We start from the raw sequence: 24,137 nt of genomic DNA, 5'->3' as shown, positions 1-24,137 counted from the left end.
CTACGCCGCCTCGCCTTGGGAATTGGAGCCCTGCTCGCCCACCCAGGCCTCCGCGCAGGCTTTGCAAAGGTCGCGGATGCGGCCGATGTAGCTCTGCCGCTCGGCGACCGCGATCGCGCCGCGGGCGTCCATGATGTTGAACAGGTGGCTCGCCTTCAGCACGTGGTCGTAGGCTGGCAAAGCTAGCGGCTGGCCCTGGCGTCCACGCGCCGCCAGGATCCGCCGCACCTGGGCCTCCATATCCTCGAAGTGGCGCTTGGCCGTATCGATATCGGCCACCTCCAGCTCATAGGCGGAGAATTGCTGCTCGTTCGCCAGATAGATGTCGCCGTACTTGAACTCGTCGTTGAACTGCAGGTCGTAGACGTTGTCGACATCCTGCAGGTAGAGGCTCAACCGCTCCAGCCCATAGGTCAGCTCGCCGGCAACGGGAAACACATCCAGGCCGCCCACCTGCTGGAAGTAGGTGAACTGTGTGATTTCCATACCGTCGCACCAGACTTCCCAGCCCAGGCCCCAGGCGCCCACGGTCGGGTTCTCCCAGTCATCCTCGACAAACCGGATGTCGTGCACAGCCGGATCGATGCCGATCGCCTCGAGCGAGCCAAGATAAAGCTCCTGCAGGTCGGCGGGATTTGGCTTCAGGATCACCTGATACTGGTGGTGTTGGTGCAGGCGGTTGGGATTTTCGCCATAGCGACCATCAGCCGGACGGCGCGAAGGCTGCACGTAGGCGACCTTCCAGGGCTTCGGCCCAAGGGTCCGCAACGCGGTCATCGGCGACAGAGTGCCGGCGCCCACCTCGACGTCATAGGGCTGCAGAATCGCGCACCCCTGGCGGCTCCAGTAATCGTGAAGGGTCAGGATCAGGCCCTGAAACGAGAGCGGCTTGTCAGACATCATCGGAAGGGGTGAAGGCCGCGCCAGGGCAGTAAAAAAGCCGGCGGACCATAGGGCCCGCCGACTTTCCCTTCAAGCCGCTGCAAGCGGCCCTTATGGCTTAGTTTCTCAGCTTAGTTGCCAGCGGCCTGGGTGCGCTTTCCGGCCCGCGACATCGGCGGGTACTTCGCGCGGGTTTCCGCCGTATCGGCCACCGGCTGGTTGGCGGTCATCGTGGTGGTGACCGTCGCGCCGCCCGCCGAGGCAGTGGTCGAGGCGTCGCTGGTCAAGCCTGTCGAGGCGTCCGTCCCCGGGGTTGCGGCCGGCATGGTCGCCGGTTGGGTCGCGGAAACATCGGGGGTGGCCTCAGCCGCCGGCTCCGAAGGGCTCATGGTCGCGTCGGACGGGGCGCCCGACGGCGCGGTGGAGCCTGGACCCTCCGACGGATTCACCACGCCGGCAGTTGCGGGAGTCGCAGTCGTCGAGGCCGCCGGGGGGGCGGCGTTCTGGGCCATCGCCGCGCCGCCGATCAGAACTGCAGCAGACGCGGCGGTCATCAACAGATTGAGCTTCATAATGTTGGGTCCTTTCTAAAGCTTCGACTTGCGAAAGCGCCCCAATTGCAAATTGGCTCCATCTCGTGACGCCGCCCGTCTACCGGGTCGTCTCTATACCGTGTTGTCGCCGGCTCGCTTTACTGGGCCGGCGCGGTCGCGGCTGTCGCGGCGGCGGGCTCTTCAGTCGCCGGCGCCACGGCGGTCGCGGCGCCGGGTGTCAAGATCGCGTCGACCACGTGAATGACGCCGTTCGTCGGGGTCACGTCGGCCTGGATGATCGTTGCGTTATCGGCCTTCAGAACGTCGGTCGAACCGTCGAGCTCGATCTTGTCGCCGGCCACGCTCGGCACCGGGCCCTTGGCGCCTTTGATCTTGGAGGAATCCACCTTGGCGTTGATCAGGTGATGCATGACCGCCTTCTGCAGGCCGGCCTTGTCGGCCATCATCGCCGTCATCTGCGCCTGGGGGACGGCGGCGAAGGCCGCGTCCGTGGGCGCGAAAAGGGTCAGGCCCTGGTTGTTCTTCAGCACCGCGGTCAGGTTGGTCGCGTCGGTGGCCTTCAGAAGCATGGTGAATTGCCCGGAGGCTTTCAGGGTCTCGACGATATCGCCCTTGGCGACCACGCTGGGGGACGCAGTCGTCGTGGCCGGCGCAGCGGACGTGGCGGCCGGACTCGCAGGAGTCGTAGTTTGCGCGGCGGCCATGTGCGGCGCGGCCAGGACCGCGACGAAAGCCGCAGCCGTGGTGAAGGTCGTCAGGCGATTCAAATTCATAGGGTCCTCAAGGCTTAGGTCGATCCCCTGTCATCAGGAGACAGCTGCCGGCCCTGCCTCTCCGAGACGCGGCGCGACAGCGCTAGGTACGTCTCGGCGAAGCTTGGGTTTCCGACGTTCACGGGGTCGTGAAAGACCAGAACTTGTCGGCGAAATCATGGCTCGCGAAGCAGCGGACAAGTTGAGCTCAAAAATACGGCGAAGTCCTGCTTAGGCGCCTCAAATTTGGGCTCGCTGCGAGTTCTGCAGGCTGGTCCCGCCCCGGTCCGCGCCAAGAGACCCCGGTTCGGCGGATAGCTTGGCTTGCCGTCGTGCAAGGGGATGGGGACGTCCGGGCGGCCAAACGAGCAACAGAGCGGCGACCCTCACGGGGCTACGCAGGAGTGAGCGATGAAACTCATCATGGCGATCGTCAAACCTTTCAAGCTGGACGACGTGCGCGAAGCGCTCGTCGCAGCCGGCGTGGAGGGACTGACGGTTTCGGAAGTCAAAGGCTACGGCCGTCAAAAGGGGCAGACTGAAATCTACCGGGGCGCGGAATATCAGGTGAACTTCCTGCCCAAGGTGAAGCTGGAAGCCGTCGTCGACGACTCTCTCGCCGCCAAGGCCATAGAGGCCATCAAGGCCGCCGCCGCCACCGGCAAGATCGGTGACGGCAAGGTGTTTGTCGTCAACGTCGAGGACGCCGTGCGCATCCGGACCGGCGAAACCGGCGCCGCGGCGCTCTGACGCGCAAGAAAAGGGGATCTGGAGTTATGTCTCTCATGAAATTCAAAGGCTTGGCGGGCTTGATGCTCGCCGCCGCCATGGTTGGAGCGCCGCTCGCGCCCGCCCTGGCGCAGGAAGCCGCACCGGCGGTGGCCACGGCCGCTCCGGCTGAAGCCGCCGCGCCTGTCGCCGCTCCGGCCGCCGCGCCCGCTGAAGAAGCCGCCCCGGCGATCGAAGACGTCATGGATAAGGGCGACAACGCCTGGATGATGGTCTCGGCCGTGCTCGTGCTGCTGATGATCGTTCCCGGCCTCGCGCTCTTCTACGGCGGTCTGGTCCGCGAAAAGAACATGCTGTCCATGCTGATGCAGGTCAGCGCCGTAGCCGCGATCGGCATGATCGCCTGGGTGCTATACGGCTACAGCCTGGCGTTCACAGACGGGGGGTCTCACGACCTCTTCTTCGGCGGCGACGGTCGACTGTTCCTCAAGGGCGTCGACCCCTCGGTGAACGTCGCGACATTCTCGACCGGCGTCGTCATTCCCGAACTGACCTTCATCGGCTTCCAGATGACCTTCGCGGCCATCACCGCCGCCCTCGTGCTTGGCGGCGTCGCCGAACGGATGAAGTTCGCCGGCGTGGTGATCTTCGCGGTCCTGTGGCCCCTGCTCTCCTACTACCCGATGGCCCACATGGTCTGGTGGTGGCCCGGCCCGAACGCGATCGCGCTCGCCCCGGAAGATCCGGTCAAGTCCGGCCTGATCTGGAGCTTCGGCGCCCTCGACTTCGCCGGCGGCACCGTCGTCCACATCAACGCGGGCATCGCCGCCCTGGTCGGCGCCCTGATCCTCGGCCCGCGCAAGGGCTACCGCACTGAAGCCATGCCGCCGCATTCGCTGACGCTGACCCTCGTGGGCGCCGGCCTGCTGTGGGTCGGCTGGTTCGGCTTCAACGCCGGCTCCAACCTCGAATCGAACGGCTACGCCTCCTTGGCCATGGTGAACACCTTCGTCGCCACCGCGGCCGCCGGCATTTCCTGGTTCACGGTGGAATGGGTCACCCGCAAGAAGGCCTCGATGCTCGGCCTCGCTTCCGGTCTGGTCGCCGGTCTCGTGGCGATCACCCCGGCCGCCGGCTTCTCCGGCCCGATGGGCGCGGTGGTGCTGGGCCTGATCGTCTCGCCGGTCTGCATCTTCTTCTGCTCGGTCGTGAAGAACGCACTGAAGTATGACGACAGCCTGGACGCCTTCGGCATCCACTGCATCGGCGGCATCATCGGCGCCATCGCCACCGGCATCCTGGTGGATCCGGGCCTCGGCGGCGCCGGCATCGTCGACTACACCACCTGCGGCGCGGACGGCGACCTGTCGACCTGCGATGCGCTCGCCTACTCGATGGGCACGCAGGTGCTTGCTCAGATCAAGGGCGTGCTGGTCACGATCTGCTGGTCGGGCGTCGCCAGCGCTATTGTCTTCTTCGCCATCAAGCTCGCCGGTCAACTCCGCGCGTCGCCTGAGACCGAGGAAGAAGGCCTGGACATCGTCGAACACGGCGAACGCGCCTACCACACCTAAGACGCCCTGCGGTTCAACCCGCCGGACAACGGAACGGGGAGCCTTCGGGCTCCCCGTTTTCGTTTGAGCTCAAGTCCAAGGGCCGCCGAGGCGGCAGTCGCGGACCCACCAGTCGGGGTGATCTTCCAGCACACGCGCCGCCAGCGACGCCGCCGCTTGCGCTGTTCCGCAGAGGGCGAAGCAGGTCCCACCCGATCCCGACAAACGGGTGAGCAGGGCCTCGGGGCCGCTCAGCGCCGCCAGCACAGGACCGATCTCACCCGCCAAGGTCAGCGACGGTCGCTCGAGGTCATTGCGCTGCGCACCCAGCCACGCGGCCAAGTCGGCCGCAGACGCCCACGTCGGCAAGGTCGGCGGCTCCACCGCCCCGAAGACGGCGGCCTGGTCGAGAGCCCGGTACACCGCCGGGGTCGATACGCTCACCCCGCAGTTCGCCAGCACCGCCCAGAGAGGGGGTAGCTCCGGGACCGCGCTCAACCGCTCTCCCCGGCCCTGCGCCAGCGTCGGGCGGCCCCAAAGGCAGGGCGCGCCGTCGGCGCCCAACCCTGCGGCCAGCGCCTCCAGCCGCGCATCATCGACGGACTGATCGAGACTGGCGCGCACAAGACGCAACGCCGCGCCCGCGTCGCTGGAACCGCCGCCCAGCCCTGACGCCACCGGCAGCCGCTTATCGAGGATCAACCGCACGGGCGGCAGACCCACGCCGGCTTCGCGGGCCAAGGCCTCGGCCGCGCGCCAGACCAGGTTCGACGGATCAGCCGCCAGACCCTTGCCGAACGGCCCCTTGATGGCGAGTTCGAACGCCGCCGCCGGTTCAAGGCGGAGCTCATCGCCCGTGTCGGCGAAGGCCATCAGGCTGCACAGCGAGTGATAGCCGTCCGCCTGGGGCGGACCGACGTGGAGGAAGAGGTTGACCTTGGCCGGCGCCAGGGTCCGGCCGGCCGTCGCCACTAGTTGCCCGCCACCCTGCGGGGCTCGGCGCCCAGGCCGCCCGCGGCGATCTTGCGCTCAGCCGAGGCCCTGATCTTGGCGTCGGGATCCAAGGTCAGGACGCGGCGCCACTGGAACATGGCCTCATCCTTGCGGCCAACGCGCCAGTAGACGTCACCGAGATGGTCGTTGATCTCTGGGTCGCCGGCATCGAGGCCGACCGCCTCCTCAAGCTTGGCCAGAGCTTCCTTGTAGTCGCCCATGCGATAGTAGGCCCAGCCTAGGGAATCGACCATCGCGCCAGAACTCGGATTGGCGGCGACCGCCTTCTTGACCATCGCCAACGCCTCCGGCAACCGCTCGCCGCGATCGATCCAGGAGTAGCCCAGGAAGTTGAGCAGTTCCGGATCGTCAGGCTGCAGGGCCAGGGCGGCCCGCAGGTCGGCCTCCGCCTCCGTCCAGCGATCCAGCTGCGAGAGCGTCACCCCACGCATGTAGAGCAGCCGCCAGTTCGGCTGCTTCTGCTCGGCCATCACCGTGGTCAGGATTGTGACCGCCTCCTCATAGCGCTTCTCGCCGCGTAGCAGATCGGCATAGCCCAGCCGCGCCTGCCGATCGCCGGTGCCGGCGGCGGCCTGGGCCAACTGCAGAGCGCGGGCGTTGTCCCCATCAGCTTGGTAGGTCCAGGCAAGCTTCGACTGCGCCTCGGCGAATTCAACCGATCCGGGTTTGGGCCGCGCATAGGCCGCCCGCGCGCCGTCGGTGTCGCCGCCTGCCTGCAGCATGTCGCCCACCAACACCCAGGCGTCGTCACGACCCGGATCGAGCCTCAGCACCAGGTGAAGGTAACCCAACGCGATCTGAATTTGCTTGGCCGCGACCATCGCCGCCGTCGGCGCAAGCAGCGCCTGCGAGGCCCCTTGTTGCAGAGTCGGTTGTGGCGGCGCCTTGCGCCCTGTGGCGGCGCGCGCCTTGGCCGCCATCAACCCACGATCGGCAGGATCCGCCGCAAGGGCCGTCTCATAGACCGCACCGGCGTCCAGCTTGCGACCGCGACGCTCCAGGAATGCGCCATAGGCGAGCGCCGCTGTGCGCGGCGACAGCCCGATGTCCACGGCCGACTTGAAAGCCGCATCGGCGTCTTCGTAGCGTCGCGCGCGCTCGGCGATCTGCCCGCGCCCGAGCAGCCCGAAGAAGCTGAGCACCCGATCGCCGCCAGCGGCCGGCGCCTCAAGCGCTGCGGTCATGTCGCCCGCTTCGGCCGCGGCCCAGGGCTTCAGAAGGGCAGCGGCCGCCTGATGCGGAAAAGCGATCTCGTCAGACGCCAGAAGGGCGCGCGCGGTCTTGCCGTCACCCTCGGCCAACGCCTCCACGGCTCGGACCAGCGCGCCCATGCGGCGCACGGCTTCGGCGCTCTCCGGCGAGGTCGGCGCCAGGCGCGCGGCTCCAGGGACGTCGCCAGCCAGCAGGGTGGCGGTGAACGCTCTCTCGCTGAGAATTGGGTCGGCGTCCGGCCGCGTCATGGCTTCCGAGAACAGCCGCCCGGCGTCCTGGGTCTGGCCCCTCGCCATGGCCGCCTCGCCGGCCAGGAACAGGCCGTAGGTCGATGCGCCCTCCACCGATTCGGCGGCCGTGGCCTTAGCCTGTGGTCCGGCGCTTTGCGCGCCCGGCAGCGTGCCGCAGGCGCCCAGCAGAAGGGCCGGCGCGGCGCAGGACAGGACGATATTCAGAAAGGATCGACGCATGCGGCGAACATCGGCTGTGAAAACGTCCGCCGCAAGGCGCGAGGCTCCTACATGTTGGGATAGTTCGGCCCGCCGCCGCCCTCGGGCGTCGTCCAGACGATGTTCTGCGACGGGTCCTTGATGTCGCAGGTCTTGCAGTGAACGCAGTTCTGGAAATTGATCTGGAACCGCGGGTTCTGCCCGGCCTCGTCGTACAGCACCTCATAGACCCCCGCCGGGCAGTAGAGCCTGGCCGGCTCGCCATAGCGCGGCAAGTTCACCGAGATCGGGATCGACGGGTCCTTCAGCTTCAGGTGCGAAGGCTGGTCTTCCTCGTGGTTCGTCGCTGACAGGAAGACCGACGACAGCTTGTCGAAGGTCAGCACCCCGTCCGGCTTCGGATAGGTGATCGGCTTGAAGTCCTTCGCCAGGCCCGTGGCGGCGGCGTCGGACTTCTTGTGATGCAGCGTGCCGAACGGCGACCAGCCGCCGAGCGCCGACGTGCACAGCATGTCGAACACGCCCACCGCGCCGCCCAGAAAGGTGCCCAGCCGCGCCAATAGCGGCTTGGCGTTACGCACCCGGCTGAGGTCCTCGTTCACCCACGAGGTACGCAAGGCCTCTTCATATTCGGCGAGGCTGTCGCCCGTGCGGCCGGCCTGGATCGCGGCGAAGGCGGCCTCGGCGGCCAGCATGCCGCTCTTCATGGCGTTGTGGCTGCCCTTGATGCGCGGCACGTTCACCAGGCCCGCGCTGTCGCCCAGCAGCACGCCGCCCGGGAAGTACAGCTTGGGCAGGGATTGCAGGCCGCCTTCCACGACGGCGCGCGCGCCATAGGCGACCCGCGTTCCGCCCCGCAGGTGCTTGGCGACCTCGGGGTGCAGCTTCAGCCGCTGGAATTCGTCGAAGGGCGAGAGCCAGGGGTTGGCGTAGTCCAGGTGCGTCACCAGGCCGATCGCCACATAGCGATCGCCGAAGTGATAGAGGAACGAGCCGCCGCCGGTCTTGTCGTCGAGCGGCCAGCCCACGGTGTGCTGCACCAGGCCGGGCTTGAACACTTCGGCCGGCACCTGCCAGAGCTCCTTGATCCCCAAGCCGTACTTCTCGGGGTCGGCGTCCGCGCTCAGGCCGAAGCGCTCCTTAAGCACCTTGGCGAGCGAGCCGCGCGCGCCCTCGCCGATAAAGACATACTTGCCGTGCAGCTCCAGGCCCGGTTGGTAATCGGCCTTCTTCCGCCCGTCGCGGCCGACGCCGAAAACGCCGGCGACCACGCCCTTGACCCCGCCGTCCGCGTGGAAGACCAGGTCGGAGACGCTCATCCCCGGATAGACCTCGACGCCCAGCGCCTCGGCCTGGGCCGCCAGCCAGCGGCAGACATTGGCCAGCGAGGCGATGTAGACGCCCGCGTTGTGCATCAGCTTGGGCAAGGCGAACATCGGCAGGTCCAAAGACCCCTGCGGTCCCAGGAAGACCATCCGCTCTTCGGTCACCGGCGTCTCAAGGGGCGCGCCCTGCGCCTGCCAGTCGGGAATAAGCTCGTGTAGGGCGATCGGATCGATCAGGGCGCCTGAAAGGATATGGGCGCCGACTTCCGAACCCTTCTCCAGCACAGCGACCGAGATTTCAGTCCCGGCGGTCGCCGCCAGCTGCTTCAGCCGGATCGCCGCGGCCAGGCCGGAAGGCCCCGCGCCAACGATGACGACGTCATACTCCATGGCCTCGCGTTCGATGGCGTCCTCACTCATGGCGTCCCCTCCAGCCAAAACTCAATTCCCCTTTAACGCACGAAAGCGACATTGATCAGTGCTAGGCTTATCGGAACCTGCGGCGGCGCAGGTCAAGTGAAATGGTATAGTCTTAGGTCATTTGGAGTTGGGATTGTCCGGCCTGGCCCTCAGCCCTGCAGAAGCCGAAAGCCTGCTCGCCTTCTGGGCTGAAGCCGGCGTCGACGCCATGCTGCTGGACACGGCCGTCGACAGGATCGCCGCGGGCAAGATCGCCCCGCCTGTCCGCCCACAAACCGCCGCCGCCCCGGCCCCCGCCGCAGCGCCCCGGGTTCGCCAGACGCCCCAGGCCGCGCCCGAAGCGGTCGCCGCCGCCCAGGCCGCCGCGGCGGCGGCCACCGACCTTACCGCCCTCGGCGAAGCGATCGCCGCCTTCGAAGGCTGCCCCCTGCGGTTCGAGGGCGCAGCGTCCCGCGCCATCTTCAGCCGCGGCGTCGCCGACGCCCCGCTCATGGTCATCGGCGAAGGCCCCGGCGCCGATGAGGACGCGCAAGGCAAGCCCTTCGTCGGTCGCTCGGGCCAGCTGCTCGACCGCATGCTGGCCGCCGCCGGCCTGGAGACACGCGTCTTCATCACCAACACCGTCTTCTGGCGCCCGCCCGGCAACCGCACGCCGACGCCCGTCGAGCAGGCGATCTGCGCCCCCTTTGTTGAACGGGCCATCGCGCTCTTGAAACCCAAGGCGCTGCTGCTGGTCGGCGGCGCTTCGGCCAAGTCGATGCTGAAGACCGAGGAAGGCATCCTGTCGCTCCGCGGCCGCTGGTCGGAATGGCGGTCCAGCGACGGCGCCATCGAACTCCCCGCCATGCCGACGCTCCATCCCGCCTTCCTGCTGCGCCAACCCGCCGCCAAGAAGCGCGCGTGGGCCGACCTGTCCATGCTGGCCGAGCGTCTGGACCGGCCCGAACGACCCTAGGATGAGCGACCTTAGAGCCGCGCCGCGCCCTTCAGGCCGCGACTGACCGCGCCGAAGTCCGCGCCCCTCGCCTGATCGCGCCGCAGGATGACGGCCCCCGCCGCCGGCCTCAGAAATCCGCCGCCGCGCCCCGCCAGTTTCGCCGTGACGCCGCCGTCTCGCAGATGACGAGCGACCGCCTCGGCCCAGCCGTCGCGCGGCCGGAAGCCCGTGGGCGCGATCAGCAGCAGCTCCGACCGCGCGCGTTCGACAGCCGACGCCACATCAGATGCAGTGCGCGCGCCGGTCTCCTCGCAGAGAGCTTCGATATCCGGCGTCAGGGTCGCGGCGACGATCTGCACTTCGCGCACAACGCCCTCGACCACGCCCTCCGCCAGGGCGGCGAGCAGGCCCATCAGCCGCTCAGGCTGGATTTGCGCATCGATGATCACGGAGAGCATGGCTCCGCTCTAACCGCTCACAGGCCGAAGGTCACCCGTCCCTCAGCATCGATCGGCCAAGCCGGATTGTGAGCGATCTCCCAAGCGTGATCGTCCGGATCGGCGACATAGCCGCGCATCCCGCCATGCGGCGGCGCATCCGCCGCCCGCAGCAGCCTGCCGCCCGCAGCCACCAGCTGGTCCAGCAACGGCTGGACGGCGTCGGCCGAAGCCACATTGTGCGCCAGCGCGAAGGCGCCCGGCGTCATGATCGACCGCTGCATATCCTCCTCCAGCGACGCCTTCGCCCAGGTCCCGAGCATCAGCCCGTTCATTTGGTAGAAGATGATGTCGTCCTGCTCGAACACCGGCGTCCAGCCGAAGCCCTCGACGTAGAACCGCCGCGACCGGGCGATGTCCGCCACCCCCAGAGTGATCACCGAAATCTGCTGCTGCATCACTTGGCGCCTTTCCGACCTTCGGCGATTGAACGCGAAACCTGGCCGACCGGTCTCCCAGCCCGGCAAGGTGGCGCACAAGGCTGGCGCCGCCAACTGAGTATGTTCTTGTTTTGTTCGAATACCACGCTACGGTCTCGGCATGTCCGAGCGGCCTCTCCATCCCCTGCCCCCCGCCCCGCTCCCGACCAGCGGCCGCGGGGCGCGCTCAAATGAGTCCGGCCGCTACGAGTCCTTGACGCGCGAGGGGTTCGACGACGGCTGGACCCTGGACGACGCGCCGCCCGCAAAGATCACAACCACGCTCACGCCGGAGAAGGCCAAGTCGATCATCAGCCATAACGACAGCCCCGACATCGGCTTCTCAGCCTCGATCAACCCCTATCGCGGCTGTGAGCATGGCTGCGTTTACTGCTACGCCCGCCCGGCCCACGCCTACATGGGGCTGTCGCCCGGCCTCGACTTCGAGAGCCAGCTGTTCTTCAAGCCCGACGCCGCCAAGCTGCTGGACCAAGCCCTGCGCAAACCGGACTACGTCCCGCAAACTATCCACATCGGCGGCAACACCGATCCCTACCAGCCGCAGGAGCGGACCTTGCGCATCACCCGCCAGGTCATTGAGGTGCTGGCGGCCTTCAACCACCCGTTCACGGTGATCACCAAGTCAGCCCTCGTGCAGCGCGACCTAGACCTGATCGCGCCGGCGGCCCAGCGCGGCCTGGCCCGCGCGGCGATCTCGATCACGACGCTCGACCGCAAGCTGGCCCGCTCCATGGAACCCCGCGCCGCCACGCCGGAGAAGCGCCTGGAATCGGTGCGCCGGCTCTCCGATGCCGGCGTGCCGGTGATCGTCATGTTCGCTCCCTGCATTCCGGGACTGAACGATCACGAGATGGAGGCGGTGCTCGAACGCGCCGCGGCGGCGGGGGCGAACGCGGCGGGCTATGTCGCCCTGCGCCTGCCGCTGGAGATCAAGGACCTCTTCAAGGAATGGCTGGCCAGCGACCACCCGGACCGCGCCAGCCGCGTGATGTCCCTCGTCCGGCAGATCCGTGGCGGAAAGGAGTACGACGCCCAATGGGGCTCACGGATGAAGGGCGAAGGTCCGATCGCCGCCCTGACGGCCAAGCGCTTCGCCACGGCGACCCGCCGCTACGGCCTGGACCAGAAGTTCGGCCGTCTCGACCACAGCCAGTTCAAGCCCCCCGCCCGCACTGGCGACCAGGACGACCTGTTTCGCTAAAGCGCCCGCGGCGTCAGGCCGCCGGCCTCTGCGATCAGACCGTAGGAGCGCTTGCGCAGCTCATGGGCGAAGACGCTGGAGGCGATGATCAGCTCATCGGCCTTGTGTTTGGCGATGATCGCTTCAAGACCGGCCTTCACCGTCGCCGGACCGCCGACGACGGCGGCCTTGATCCCGGCGTGCGGAATGTTCTGCAGCAACGCGTCATCCCAATCCCGGCTCGGCGGCTGCATGCGGCCACGCCCCGTCGTGCGCGAGCGATAGAAGGAGGCCTTCTGGCTGGTGAACAGGTACTGCGCCTCTTCGTCGGTCGGCGCGGCCAGGCAGCTGACGCCCAGCATCAGATAGGGCTTATCCAGGGTCTCAGAGGGCGTGAACCGCTCGCGGTAGATCTCCACCGCCTGGTCCAGCATTTCCGGGGCGAAGTGCGAGGCGAAGGCGAACGGCAGGCCCAGCGCGGCCGCCAGCGACGCGCCGAACAGGCTCGAACCCAGAATCCACACCGGCACGTCCTGCCCCTCGCCGGGGACGGCCTGCAGCGGCTGGCCCTCCTGCGCGGGCTGGAAATAGGCCATCAGCTCCAACACATCCTGCGGAAAACGGTCGACGTCGCCGTCCAGCGTCCGGCGCAAGGCGCGCGCGGCGTACTGGTCCGATCCCGGCGCGCGGCCGACACCCAGGTCGATGCGGCCGGGGAACAGGGCGTTGAGCGTGCCGAACTGCTCGGCGATCGCCATGGGCGCATGGTTCGGCAGCATCACCCCGCCGGCGCCGACGCGGATTTCGCGGGTGGCGGCCGCCACATGGCCGATGACCACCGAGGTCGCCGCGCTGGCGATGCCCGCCATGTTGTGGTGCTCGGCCAACCACACGCGGTTATAGCCGGCCTTCTCCACATACTGGGCGAGATCGGCGCTGTTCTTCAGGGACTGCGAGACGTTTCCGCCCTCAACAACCGGCGACAAGTCGAGGACAGAAAACGGAATCATGGGCCCTACCGGCTGAATATGCTGATGAGTTCGATGTGCGGTGACCAAAGGAACTGGTCAATGGGCGCGACCTTTTCAAGCCGGAAGCCCGCATCGACCAACATACGTGCGTCGCGGGCGAAGGTCGCGGGGTTGCAGGACACCCCGATCACCCGGGCGACCTTCGATCGCGCCAGCTCAGCGGTCTGTTCGGCGGCGCCCGCCCGCGGCGGGTCGAACAGCGCCACGTCTGTCTTCCGCAGCTCCTCCGCCAGGACCGGCCGGCGCACCAGGTCACGCGCCTCGGCGGTGATCCCGTGCAGACCCGGCGCAGAGGCGACCGCGCGGCTGAGCGCCGCGATCGCCGGTGCGGTGAAATCAGCCGCATGGACGGGCGCGATCGCCGCCAGCCGGAAGGTGAAGGTGCCTGCTCCGCAATAGAGATCGGCGATCCGCGTCGCGCCCCTAGCAGCCTCCACGGCGAAGGCGGCCATCGCCGCTTCCGCGTCCGCGGTCGCCTGCAGGAAGCCCCCCGCCGGCAGGTCGACAATCGCCGGGCCCATCCGCACGCTCGGGTGGCGCGCCAGGTAGGCGACTTCGCCATCGATCGTCACCCGGGCGAAATCGGCCTCGGCCGCCCGCTCGGCGAGCGTCATGCGCGCATCGGCCGACAGGCCGCCGCTCTTGCGCTCAACGCCGCTGATGTCGACGTCGATACCCGTCTGGGTGAGCGTCACGTGCAGGGTCGGCGCGGACTTCGGGTGTTCGAACAGCGGGGCGGCCAGGCGCCGCAGCGCCGGCAGGGCGGCTTCAAGGGCGGGATCGGCGATCGGGCAGACCGAGATCTCGACCAGCGACCAGGACTTGCGCGCCTTGTAGCCCAGCCTGGCCACCTCGCGCCCGCCCGGTCGCGCGTGCAGCGCCAACCGGCGGCGCGTGTGCGGCCGCGCCGCCGTCGGCGGCAGGATCTCGGTCTCCAGGTGCTGCAGCGCGAGCGTCTTGCGCAGGCGTTCCACCTTCCAGGCCAGATAGGGCGCATCGGCCCAGTGCTGCAGAGCGCAGCCGCCGCAGACGCCGAAATGCGGGCACGGCGGGGTCACGCGCTCGGCGCTGGCCTCCAGCACCTCCAGCAACTCGCGCCGATCGCCCGCGCCGGTGGCGCGCACGCGCTCGCCCGGCAGGGTGAAGGGCACATAGACGCCACGGTCGGAGACGCCGTCGCCCTCGCCCGCCACCTCCACGATCGCCGCCTCGATGGGTTCGCCCACCGGCCTGTCACCCCTGTCCCCTCTGGGCGGGGTCTTCCGGTGGTGACGTGCGTTTCTCAAAGGGAGGGTCCGATCCAGGCGAAGCCGCCCCATATACGCCAAGATGCCGGAAGATGAATGAAGATGAACGGCCCGCTCAACGATCGTTCAGCTTGCGTGGGCCAAAACAGCCGCCGAAACGCCGATGAAGGCGTCGCATTCGAGACGAGGGACTATTCCGATGACCAAGCGCTTCACCGCTGCTGCTCTGGGTCTGGCCGCCGTGGCCGGCGCCTTCGCTACCGCCCAGGCGCCCGCCGCCATGGCCCAGCCTTACGGCGGCGGCTACTACTATGATCCCTGCCAGCGCGAGGCGACCTCGCGGGCTACGGTCGGCGCCCTGCTCGGCGGCGGCGGCGGCGCTGTCATCGGTTCGCAACTGGCCGCCCGTGGCCGCCGCACCGAGGGCTCAGTCCTGGGCGGCGTCCTGGGCGCCGTGGTCGGCGGCGTTGTGGGCAACCGTGGCGCCGCCTGCGAGTCCAGCCGCGCCTATTATCCCGCTCAGCGCCCGGTCTATGGCTACAATGGAGGCTACACGGGCGGCTACCGCGACGACCTCTACACCGGCGGCCGGGGCTACTATCGCGGCAACTACTATGACGGGGGCTACGGCGGCGGCTACGACCCACGCGACCATGTGACGGTCATCGAGCGCCCAGTCGTCCAGGGCGGCGCGGACGCCGACGGCTGCACCCTGGCCGAAAGCCCAATCTATATGCCGGACGGCCGCACGCAGAAGCGCATGGTTCGCGTCTGCCCGGATAACAACGGGCGCTATCAAGTCGTCGACTAGACGGGCTTCGACAGATAGCCGTTGACGTATGAATGGCCCCACGCCCCGTCGTGGGGCCATTCTCTATGCGGATGCGGAGCCGCAGTCATCGGGCGGCGAGCCGCCCCGCTGGTCGGACTGGCGTCGGTCCTACCGTGGGCGGAAGACATTCTTGGCAGCGGCGCGCAAGACACGCCCAGTGAGCGGCGCCCTATTTTTGGTCTCCGAGGCAAGAAATAGCCAAAACTTAGGCGATTTCCCGGAAAGCGCCTTGCTTGTCCAAATGACCTAAAGTTATGCTTGGTATATCATTATACCAAACCCGAACAACAAGTTGGGGACTAAGCATGACGCACCTACCACCTAATAAGTCTCATAATTTCCGGCGCTTCTGCATCGCTGGGGCCAGCGCGCTCGCCCTTTCGGCTGGTGCGGCGCACGCCCAGACCGTCGCGGCTGACGCTGCGGCCGATGGCGGCGTTGAGGAACTGGTTGTCACGGCCCGGAGCCGTGGCGAGCGTCTTGCTGACATTCCGCTGACCATCAACGTCATCGGCGCTGATGCGATTCAGAAGGCGAATCTGAAGGGCGTCATGGACTTGTCGCGCCTCGCGCCGAGCTTCAACTACATCGCCAACCTGCGCGGCCAAGCCTTCATCAGCATGCGCGGCCTGAACCCGAACACCTACAACACCCAGAAGCAGGGCGTGTCGTTCTTCGTGGATGGCGTCTACATCGCCGGTGAAGCGACCTCCTTCAACCTGCAGGATCTGGAGCGCGTCGAAGTGCTGAAGGGTCCGCAGTCGACGCACTTCGGCCGTTCGACCTACGCCGGCGCGATCAACTACATCACGCGCATTCCGGAATCGATGACGGTCTCAGGCCGCGTCACGGCTGAAGTGCAGACGAAAAACAGCTACGACGTTAACGGCGTGATCAACGTGCCGATCATCGAAGATAAGCTGTACGCCAGCTTCTCCGGCCGCAAGTTCCACCGCGGCGGCGTGTTCACCGAGCGCAACTACGGCGGCAAGCTGGGCGAGCAAGACTCGATCAACCTGGCCGCGGCGTTCATCGCCCGTCCCACCGACACGACCTCGATCCGCTTCCGCGCCATGTACGACGAGGACGACGACGGTCACCAAATCTCCTGGACGGCCTATCGTCAGGACATGGCCGCGTTCGACGTGACCTATCCGACGGGCCAGACCTACCCGACCTTCACCATCCCGGATTCGTTCTACCGCACCGACAAGTTCGGCAATTCGCTCGGCGTCCTGCCGGACCATGGTGGCGACCGCGACCGTCGCCGCCTGATGCTCTACGCCATCATCGACCAGGAGCTGCCGGGCGGCTATCAGTTCAACTACTCGGGGGAGTACTTCAGCGAGTACAACCGCTGGTGGGCTGATGCGACCAACCGTTGGCTGGGCGACCCGATGCTGGTCGGCGCCAAGGAAGTCCTAAACCCCATCCAGAACCAAACCCGCACCGTCGCGCATCAGATCCGCGTGTCGTCGCCGGCGGAACAGAAGCTGAAGTGGACGCTCGGCGCCTTCCACTTCAAGGACTCCTACTCCAACTACGCCCAGTACGGCCGGATCGTCTTCTCGCCATTCACCCTGGTGCCAGACTCGCCGCGCCGCACGCAGGCCGCTCAGCGCACGCTGAACCGGGCCATCTACGGCAGCGTGAGCTACCCGATCCTGGAGAACCTCAACCTCACGGCGGAAGGTCGCTATCAGTCCGAGAAGCTCTTCGTGAACGACTGTGACCTGTCGTTCTGCCAACGCTACACCGCGGCGTTCTCGCGGACGGAGAAGGATTTCCTTCCCCGCTTCACCCTGGACTATAAGTTCACGCCCTCGCTGCTCGGCTACGCCCTCTACTCGGAAGGCACCAAGAGCGGCATCATCAGCGCCTCGAACTCGGCTCTGACGCGCCAGGCGGCCCTGGACTTCCAGAACGCCAACTACCTGCGTCCGGAATACGTCAAGAACTACGAAGTCGGCCTGAAGGGCACGCTGTTTGATCGCCGCGTGAGCTTCGAATCGGCGGTCTATCAGATGAAGGTCTCGAACCAGCAGGTTTCGACCTTCGCCCTGAACTCGGCCGGTCTGCTGACGACCACCAACGGCAACGGCGGCCAGTCGGACATTAAGGGCGCCGAGTTCTCCGGCACCTTCTACGCCACGCCGCAGTGGGACATCTTCTACGGTGTCGGCTACGCCCGCCATAAATACACGGGCGGCGGCGCCACCAACTCGACCCTGATCAACCTCTTTGGCATCAACAGCGACCGGGCCACGCTCGAAGGCCTGACCTCGCAACAGACGCCGCGGTGGACGATGACCGGGTCGAGCGAATACCGCATCCCGATGGGGAGCAACCAGCTGTCGTTCCGCGGCGACTGGACCTACACCGGCGAGCGCTTCGTCGACATCGCGAACCTGATCAAGCTGAAGCCGTATAACCGCCTGACCCTGTCGGCGACCTATACCTTCCTGGACCAGGAGACGGACGTCACGCTGTTCGTCAACAATGCGACTGGCGAGAAGACGGTGTTCGACGCCGGTCTCGGCTACGGCAACCTGGCGGAACAACCCCCCAGCCCGCGGCTCGGTCAACAGCCGTCGATCCTGATCAACATGCCCTATCCGCGCACCTTCGGTCTGCGGGTGGTGAAGAAGTACTAGGTTTAGTAAACGCGTAAGGAGAAGGCCCCGCAGCCCCAGCTGCGGGGCCTTTTTCTTTGGCCGTCAGATAACATGGGACGTCCAGCGGCGCTTGACGGCCCACAGCAGAAACTCGTGGTTCCCGTCGCCGCCGACGATGGGGCTGTCCGCCGTGGCCTGAACCGTCCAGCCCTCCAGGTTCAGCCAGCCGACGACACGCTCCAGCGCGCCTCGCCGAACCGCAAGATCCTTGATGATCCCACCCTTGCCCACCACGCCCGGTCCCGCCTCGAACTGCGGCTTGACCAGACAGACCAGCACAGCGCCCGCCTCAGCAAGCTCAAGCGCGGCAGGCAACGCCTTGGCCAGACCAATGAAGCTGACGTCGCTCACGACCAGATGGATGGGCGCAGGCACAAGCGCACGCGTCAGCGCGCGCGCGTCAGTCGCCTCCAGGTTCGTGACCCGCGAATCGACCGCTAGGCTCGGGTGCAACTGCCCACGCCCGACATCGACGGCGAAAACCCGCGCCGCCCCCGCCTCCAGACAGACCTGGGTGAACCCGCCGGTCGAGGCGCCGACATCCACAACGGTCTTGCCGACTACCTCGATCTCCCAGAGCTTGAAGGCGTGCGCCAGTTTCAGTCCGCCGCGGCCGACCCACGGGTGGGCGGGCGCAGCGACGATCTCCGCGTCAAGGCCAATCAGTTCCGCCGCCCTCGTCACCGGCCGGCCATCCGCCGTCACCCCGCCGGCCTCGATCGCCGCGCGCGCTTTGGCGCGGCTGTCGAAGAGGCCACGCGCGACCAGCAGAAGGTCGGCGCGTTGCTTCATGCGCTAGCTCAGGCGGCCTCGCCCAGGCGGCCAAGCGCGGCCTCCAGCTTGGCCTTGGCGGCTTGCGATTCCGCCAGCCGCTCACGGTTCTCCTCGACAACCTCTTCCGGCGCCCGAGCGACAAAGTCGGCGTTACCCAGTTTCTTCGCCGTGCGATCGATGTCGGCGCCCAGGTTGGCGACTTCCTTGGTCAGGCGCGCCTTCTCCACCGCCAAGTCGATGAACTCGGCGACCGGCAGGGCCAGCGTCACGCCTTCGACGACGTAAGGGATAGAGCCGGCCGGCGCCGACGCCACCGTCTCGACGCCTGACACGCGCAACATCTGGCTGATCTGCGGCGAAGCGGCCGCAAGGATCGCCGCCTGGGCCGCATCGGCCTCGACCACCAGAAGCGGCGGCTTGGCCGACAGCGGCACGTTCAGCGCCGAGCGCACCGAGCGGCCCTCGCTGATCGCGGCGATCACCAGGGCGATCTCGGCGTCAGCCTGCGCGTCCGCCAGCCTTTCCGGCAAGTCCGGCCACCGCGCGGAAATCAGCAGGCCCTTGTGCGCCCGCGGCGCGCCCAGGTCGGCCGTCTGGCTCCACAACTCCTCGGTCAGGAACGGCGAGACCGGGTGCAGCAAGGTCAGGATCACGTCCAGAGCCCAGGCCGCCGTCGCCCGCGTCTCGTCGCGCGCGGCCTCATCGGTCCCATTCAGGATCGGCTTGGCGAGCTCGACATACCAGTCGCAGAACAGGTTCCAGCTGAACCGATAGAGACCATTGGCCGCCTCGTCGAAGGCGCAATCGGCGAGCGCCCGGGTCACCGCCGCCGCCGTCCGCTGGGTCTCGCCCACGAGCCAGCGGTTCAGAGGAACCTTGGTCGTCGCTGGGTCGAAGCCCTCGGCGCGGGCGCATCCATTGCGCTGAGCGAAGTTGACCGCATTCCACAGTTTGGTGCCGAAATTGCGATAACCTTCAATGCGCTCGCGCGAGAGCTTGATGTCCCGCGCCGCGCCCGACATCGCCGTCAGGGTGAAGCGCAGCGCGTCCGCGCCGAACTCGTCCACCAGGTCCAGCGGGTCCAGGACATTGCCCTTGGACTTGGACATCTTCGCGCCCGAGGCGTCGCGCACCAGGGCGTTGATGAACACCCGCTTGAAGGGCGCGGCGTCCATGAAGTGGATGCCCTGCATCATCATCCGGGCCACCCAGAAGAAGATGATGTCGAAGCCGGTGATCAGCGTGTGCGTCGGATAGAACCGCGCCAGATCGTTCGTCTCATCCGGCCAGCCGAGCGTCGAGAAAGGCCACAGCGCTGAAGAGAACCAGGTGTCGAGGACGTCCTCGTCCTGCTTCAGCGGTTCATCGCGGCCATAGTGGGCCCGCGCGGCGGCTAGCGCCGCCGCTTCCGTCTCTTCGACGAAACAGGCGCCGTCCGGCCCGAACCACGCCGGAATCCGATGGCCCCACCACAGCTGGCGCGAAATGCACCACGGCTGGATGTTCCGCATCCACTCGAAATAGGTCTTCTCCCAGTGCTTGGGCACGAAGGCGGTCTCACCGCTCTCGACCGCCGCGATCGCCGGCCGCGCCAGGACCTCGGCGTTCACCCACCACTGGTCGGTCAGGTACGGCTCGACGACAATCCCGGAGCGGTCGCCGTGCGGCACCACATGGCGCGTCTTCTCGATCCCGCGCAGCAGGTCCAGGGCCTCGAACTCGGCGACGATCTTGTCGCGGGCGACGAAGCGATCCAGGCCCACGTAGGCCTCCGGCGCGCTGTCGTTGATCTTGCCGAAGTCGTCCAGGATGTTGATCTGCGGCAGGTCATGACGCTTGCCGACCATGAAGTCGTTGAAGTCGTGCGCCGGGGTGATCTTCACCGCGCCCGAGCCCTTCTCAGGATCGGCGTAGTCGTCGGCGACGATCGGGACCAGCCGGCCGACGATCGGCAGGCGCACCTTTTTGCCAACGAGGTGCTTGTAGCGCTCGTCGTCCGGGTGAACGGCGACCGCGCTGTCGCCCAGCATGGTCTCAGGCCGCGTCGTCGCCACGACGATCTCGCCGGATCCATCTTCCAGCGGATAGGCGAAGTGCCAGTAGTGGCCGTCGACCTCGCGCTGCTCGACCTCCAGGTCAGAGATGGCGGTTTGGAACTGCGGGTCCCAGTTCACCAGCCGCTTGTCGCGATAGATCAGGCCTTCGCGGTGCAGCTGGACGAACACCTTGCGCACCGCCGCGGACAGCCCCTCGTCCAGGGTGAAGCGCTCACGACTCCAGTCGCAGGACGCGCCCAGCCGGCGCAACTGGTTGACGATCGTCCCGCCGGACTCCGCCTTCCATTCCCAGATCTTGTCGACGAAGGCTTCGCGGCCCATCTCGCGGCGGCCGATATTGCCCTCGGCGGCGAGCTTGCGCTCCACCACCATCTGGGTGGCGATGCCGGCGTGGTCGGTCCCGGGCAGCCACAGGGCCGCCTTGCCGCGCATCCGCTCGAAGCGGATCAGAACGTCCTGCAGGGTGTTGTTCAGCGCATGCCCGATGTGCAGGGACCCGGTCACATTCGGCGGCGGGATGACGATGCTGAACGGCTCGGCCGCGGGATCGTCCGTCGGGGCGAAGGCGCCGCTCTCCTCCCACGCCTTGTACAGGCGTGGTTCGGCGGTCTTGGGATCGAATGACTTTTCAAGCATGGGTCAGCGTCAATAGGGCGCCCACCGCCCCAGCGGAAGAGGCTGCGGCGGCCGTCGGCTCAGCGCGCCAGGCGGGAGACCCGTTCGACCTCGACCTCGACCGCCTTGCGCACGACAGCCTCGAGGTTTTCGTCGAGCCACGCCTTGAGCATCGGCTTGAGCAGTTCGCGGGCGAGATCCTCAACCGTGGCCCCCTGCCCTTGCGGCGCGACGGCGGCGGCGAGCCCGGCGAACGCCGCGCCGGCCGCCGCCGCCGCGGGCGCGCTGACCAGGGTCTCGACCGACTCAGGCTGCGCCGCAGCGGCCGCCTCAACCACCGCTTCGGGCGGCGCGACGGGCGGCTCCGGCGGCTCTTCCAGGACAGCAGCGGGCGGCGGCGGGGCTGCCGCGTCGACACGTTCGGTCAACTCCAGCGGCTCTTCCTCGCCATCGGCCGAGGCGGCCTCAGCGCTCACCGCGCCATCTTCTGGTTCTTCAGCGATGATCCGGCGGATGGAGGCCAAGATGTCCTCCATGTTCGTGTCTTGCTTGGGGTCGTTCTGCTCAGACATGCCGCTCGTTCCTGGATAAGCCCGGAGCCTAGTTCGCACCGCCCCTCAGGGGAAGGCGGCTAGTTCGCCGGCGGGTCGCCCGCCGCTTTGGGCGGGGCCTCAATCGGCGCAGTTGCGCCCGGCGCCGCTTGCAGGCCAGGGCCGATGCTCGGCTCAACAGCACGGCTGCGCACCGTCATCAGCGGCGACGGCGACAATAGTCGGTCGATCACGCCCAGCGGCTCTTCCCATGGCACCCAGCCCCAGGTCACGCGCAGGCGACGAAAATTGGCCTTGGCGTCGTATTGCGGGACATCGGGCGTCAGGTTGCGGGCTTCCAGGCGGCCCATAGCCGCCAGCAGATTGGCCGAGGCGACGTATTCGTCGCGCCGCGCAGTCACCTGGTTGAGTTCGGCTGCCCGACGCTCCTGCTCGGTATTCAGCACGTCCAAGGTCGTTCGCAGGCCAACCTGCAACTCTTGGCGCGTGCCTTCTGTGGCGATTCGCGCCGCCCGCACCTGCTCAGCCGTCGCGATGATGTTGGCGCGCGCCGCGGTCAGCAGATTCCAGGTCTGCGTCACGGTCTGCAGCACCGAGCGCCGCTGCGTCTCCACGGTAATGCGGTCGGCGTTGTTGCGCTCAATCTGCTGGCGGATGCGCGACGTCGTCAGTCCGCCGGTGAAGAGGGGTACGGTCACCGTCGCACGCCCCACGACCTCGCGGTCATAGAGCCCGCGTTCGAAGGGATCAGCCGGTCCGGTGTGACCGTAGGTCGCCGAAACGGAAAGCGATGGGTTCCGATCAGCGCGGGCCTGAACCACGCGGGCCCGGCTGGCCTCCTCCGCAAACTGTTGGGCGCGAAGCAAGGGGCTGAACTTTTCGGCGACCTCGAAGGCCTCCTCCGGGGTCGCCGGCATCAGGTAAGAGAGCGACGGCTCCCCCGCGAGGTCGCCCGGATTTTGGCCGACCAAGGCGGCGTAGTTGGCGCGGCTGACTTCCAGTTGGGCCTGGGCCGAGCTCAACTGAGCCTGGGAGGCTGACAGGCGCGCCTGCGACAGGGCTACATCTGTCCGGGTCAGTTCGCCGACGGTGAAGCGGGCGTTCGATTCATCAAGTTGACGCTGCAGAGTCGCCAGGTTCTGGCGTTGGATCTCCAGCGCGGCCGTGTCGCGCCGTACATCGGCGTAGGCGGCGATCACGGCGGCCATCACCTGGGCCTCGACCCGGCGGAGTGACTCCTGGCCGGACAGAACGTCGGCGTTCGCTGCCGTCACGGCGGCCGCCACGCGCCCGCCCGTCCACAGCGGCTGATTGAACGTCAGGCCGATCGTGGCGCTGTTGGTCTCGTCGTAATTCGCCAGATACGGCACGCGCCGCCGGCCCCGGCTCTCGCTGTAGGTCGCGGAAGCTGACGCCGTCAGCGTCGGCCGCCAACCGGACCGCGCCTGAACATAGGTCTCATCCAGAGCCCGCTGCGTGGCGCGCTGGGCCTCCAGGTTTGGGTTGTTGCGGTAGGCCATGGCGATGGCTTCGGCGAGGGTCTCCGCCTTCGCCTGCGCGCCTGAGCCTGCGACCAGAATTCCCGCCAGACCCGTAGTGACCATCGCCGCGACCAGGCGCGCGCGAAAGCGGTTCGACATCAGCTATCCCCGACCCGGGCCAACCCCAGAGGTCCCAGGCGCAAGCGCCGGGACATTCGACTCTTAAGTCCTGGAACGTTTCCCGAGTGTTTCAATCAAGCTCACAAGGCGAAACCGTGGCGCGCTTCAAAGCCCGGCAGGACCGCCTGTGTCGCATCAAAAAGGTCGCGGCGACCAACGCCTTTGTCAGCGCGGATATAGAGGCAGGCCTTGCCGCCCGGCCCGTCACGCTCAATGACGCCGAGACGCCCGCCCTCCGCCAAGGCGTCCAGCCACACCTGCGGACAGCGTGCGACAGCGCCTTCGCAGACGATGATATCGTAGGGGCCGACAGGCGTAGCGCTCAGATCGTCACCGTCGAGACGCTCCACGGTCACACCGAGAGCCTCCATGACCGCCGCCGCATAGGGCGCGGCCACGGCCAGGGCGCGCTCGCCCGGCATCGGCCGCAAAGCCTGCAACAGCTTGGACACGTCACGCGGCTTCAACAGCCAGCGGCCGGGCGCATAAGGGACCTCCACATCAGCATAGGCCAGATAGGCCTTGTCGGCAGGGATCAGGCTCTCGCGCGGAAAAGCGCGCATCGCGTCATGAATCCGCACGTCAGTGACGTCGCTGGGACGAACCTGGCTCTCGACCATGTTCAGGCGGGCGGCGGCGAGATCAGCGGCCATCGGGTCTCTCTAATGCGGACAGGCGTTCGATGAGCGGCTTATAGGTCCGCGAGCTCCGTCAAGGCAATCATGCCGCGGGGCGATTGCCCCAAGCGTG

At 67.4% G+C, this 24,137-nt stretch carries 21 protein-coding genes; 6 read left to right on the top strand and 15 right to left on the bottom strand.

Annotation, left to right across the window (positions count from 1 at the left end):
- From BN1313_RS09000 to BN1313_RS08990, 3 genes are all read right to left on the bottom strand, one after another.
- Positions 1–903 (bottom strand): glycine--tRNA ligase subunit alpha, encoded by a 903-nt coding sequence (locus BN1313_RS09000; RefSeq protein WP_091739318.1) that lies wholly within the window; start codon positions 901–903, stop codon positions 1–3.
- A gap of 110 nt (positions 904–1,013) precedes the next feature.
- On the bottom strand, positions 1,014–1,454 hold the full coding sequence (locus tag BN1313_RS08995) for a hypothetical protein (RefSeq protein WP_091739315.1): 441 nt from the start codon (positions 1,452–1,454) through the stop codon (positions 1,014–1,016).
- A gap of 119 nt (positions 1,455–1,573) precedes the next feature.
- Positions 1,574–2,209 (bottom strand): fasciclin domain-containing protein, encoded by a 636-nt coding sequence (locus tag BN1313_RS08990; protein ID WP_091739311.1) that lies wholly within the window; start codon positions 2,207–2,209, stop codon positions 1,574–1,576.
- A gap of 390 nt (positions 2,210–2,599) precedes the next feature.
- On the opposite strand from BN1313_RS08990, the gene BN1313_RS08985 reads away from it, so the two are divergent.
- Positions 2,600–2,938, top strand: coding sequence for a P-II family nitrogen regulator (locus tag BN1313_RS08985; protein ID WP_091739308.1), 339 nt, complete (start codon positions 2,600–2,602; stop codon positions 2,936–2,938).
- A gap of 35 nt (positions 2,939–2,973) precedes the next feature.
- Positions 2,974–4,491 (top strand): ammonium transporter, encoded by a 1,518-nt coding sequence (locus BN1313_RS08980; protein WP_218054340.1) that lies wholly within the window; start codon positions 2,974–2,976, stop codon positions 4,489–4,491.
- 69 nt (positions 4,492–4,560) lie between these two features.
- On the opposite strand, the gene BN1313_RS08975 is transcribed toward BN1313_RS08980, so the two are convergent.
- From BN1313_RS08975 to BN1313_RS08965, 3 genes are read right to left on the bottom strand one after another with little or no spacing between them, the layout of a single operon-like run.
- Positions 4,561–5,442 carry a 4-(cytidine 5'-diphospho)-2-C-methyl-D-erythritol kinase gene (locus tag BN1313_RS08975; RefSeq protein WP_091739301.1) on the bottom strand — a complete coding sequence of 294 codons (882 nt, stop codon included), beginning with the start codon at positions 5,440–5,442 and terminating at the stop codon, positions 4,561–4,563.
- On the bottom strand, positions 5,442–7,166 hold the full coding sequence (locus BN1313_RS08970; protein ID WP_091739298.1) for a tetratricopeptide repeat protein: 1,725 nt from the start codon (positions 7,164–7,166) through the stop codon (positions 5,442–5,444). Before BN1313_RS08970 ends, BN1313_RS08975 begins: the two co-directional genes overlap by 1 nt.
- Before the next feature lie 47 nt (positions 7,167–7,213).
- Positions 7,214–8,890 carry an electron transfer flavoprotein-ubiquinone oxidoreductase gene (locus BN1313_RS08965; protein WP_091739295.1) on the bottom strand — a complete coding sequence of 559 codons (1,677 nt, stop codon included), beginning with the start codon at positions 8,888–8,890 and terminating at the stop codon, positions 7,214–7,216.
- Positions 8,891–9,023: 133 nt separating this feature from the next.
- Between BN1313_RS08965 and BN1313_RS08960 the strand changes: the two genes are divergently transcribed.
- On the top strand, positions 9,024–9,845 hold the full coding sequence (locus BN1313_RS08960) for a uracil-DNA glycosylase (RefSeq protein ID WP_245620148.1): 822 nt from the start codon (positions 9,024–9,026) through the stop codon (positions 9,843–9,845).
- Positions 9,846–9,856: 11 nt separating this feature from the next.
- Here BN1313_RS08960 and BN1313_RS08955 read toward each other — a convergent pair whose 3' ends face one another.
- Together BN1313_RS08955 and BN1313_RS08950 are read right to left on the bottom strand one after the other, a co-directional pair.
- Entirely contained in the window at positions 9,857–10,285 is a 429-nt protein-coding gene (locus BN1313_RS08955; RefSeq protein ID WP_091739290.1) for a hypothetical protein, read from the bottom strand.
- A gap of 17 nt (positions 10,286–10,302) precedes the next feature.
- Positions 10,303–10,722: a VOC family protein gene (locus BN1313_RS08950; RefSeq protein ID WP_091739288.1), complete on the bottom strand. Its 420-nt coding sequence runs from the start codon at positions 10,720–10,722 to the stop codon at positions 10,303–10,305.
- A gap of 142 nt (positions 10,723–10,864) precedes the next feature.
- On the opposite strand from BN1313_RS08950, the gene BN1313_RS08945 reads away from it, so the two are divergent.
- Positions 10,865–11,965 carry a PA0069 family radical SAM protein gene (locus BN1313_RS08945; RefSeq protein WP_091739286.1) on the top strand — a complete coding sequence of 367 codons (1,101 nt, stop codon included), beginning with the start codon at positions 10,865–10,867 and terminating at the stop codon, positions 11,963–11,965.
- Here BN1313_RS08945 and BN1313_RS08940 read toward each other — a convergent pair.
- Together BN1313_RS08940 and BN1313_RS08935 are read right to left on the bottom strand one after the other, a co-directional pair.
- The gene (locus tag BN1313_RS08940) at positions 11,962–12,954 is read right to left on the bottom strand and encodes an LLM class flavin-dependent oxidoreductase (protein ID WP_091739283.1); all 993 of its coding nucleotides are present in this window, start codon (positions 12,952–12,954) and stop codon (positions 11,962–11,964) included. The genes BN1313_RS08945 and BN1313_RS08940 overlap by 4 nt on opposite strands.
- Positions 12,955–12,959: 5 nt before the next feature.
- Positions 12,960–14,189, bottom strand: a complete 1,230-nt coding sequence (locus BN1313_RS08935; protein ID WP_245620227.1) for a class I SAM-dependent RNA methyltransferase — start codon at positions 14,187–14,189, stop codon at positions 12,960–12,962.
- Between the two features lie 232 nt (positions 14,190–14,421).
- Between BN1313_RS08935 and BN1313_RS08930 the strand changes: the two genes are divergently transcribed.
- Positions 14,422–15,033: a glycine zipper 2TM domain-containing protein gene (locus BN1313_RS08930; RefSeq protein ID WP_091739278.1), complete on the top strand. Its 612-nt coding sequence runs from the start codon at positions 14,422–14,424 to the stop codon at positions 15,031–15,033.
- A 326-nt stretch (positions 15,034–15,359) separates the two neighbouring features.
- The gene (locus BN1313_RS08925) at positions 15,360–17,708 is read left to right on the top strand and encodes a TonB-dependent receptor (protein WP_176695950.1); all 2,349 of its coding nucleotides are present in this window, start codon (positions 15,360–15,362) and stop codon (positions 17,706–17,708) included.
- A 63-nt stretch (positions 17,709–17,771) separates the two neighbouring features.
- Here the strand turns inward: BN1313_RS08925 and BN1313_RS08920 are convergent, their stop codons facing one another.
- From BN1313_RS08920 to BN1313_RS08900, 5 genes are all read right to left on the bottom strand, one after another.
- Positions 17,772–18,521, bottom strand: a complete 750-nt coding sequence (locus tag BN1313_RS08920) for a TlyA family RNA methyltransferase (protein ID WP_091739272.1) — start codon at positions 18,519–18,521, stop codon at positions 17,772–17,774.
- An 8-nt stretch (positions 18,522–18,529) separates the two neighbouring features.
- Positions 18,530–21,196 (bottom strand): valine--tRNA ligase, encoded by a 2,667-nt coding sequence (locus BN1313_RS08915; RefSeq protein WP_091739270.1) that lies wholly within the window; start codon positions 21,194–21,196, stop codon positions 18,530–18,532.
- Positions 21,197–21,255: 59 nt separating this feature from the next.
- On the bottom strand, positions 21,256–21,747 hold the full coding sequence (locus BN1313_RS08910; protein WP_218054338.1) for a DUF2497 domain-containing protein: 492 nt from the start codon (positions 21,745–21,747) through the stop codon (positions 21,256–21,258).
- Positions 21,748–21,806: 59 nt separating this feature from the next.
- Positions 21,807–23,366: a TolC family outer membrane protein gene (locus BN1313_RS08905; protein ID WP_091739267.1), complete on the bottom strand. Its 1,560-nt coding sequence runs from the start codon at positions 23,364–23,366 to the stop codon at positions 21,807–21,809.
- A 101-nt stretch (positions 23,367–23,467) separates the two neighbouring features.
- Entirely contained in the window at positions 23,468–24,040 is a 573-nt protein-coding gene (locus BN1313_RS08900) for a protein-L-isoaspartate O-methyltransferase family protein (RefSeq protein ID WP_091739264.1), read from the bottom strand.
- Positions 24,041–24,137: the final 97 nt, after the last annotated feature.

The organism is Phenylobacterium immobile (ATCC 35973) (assembly GCF_001375595.1).
Taxonomy (GTDB): Bacteria; Pseudomonadota; Alphaproteobacteria; order Caulobacterales; family Caulobacteraceae; genus Phenylobacterium; species Phenylobacterium immobile.
Note: the sequence above shows the minus strand (reverse complement) of the source record. Positions and strands in the feature narration are given on the sequence as shown.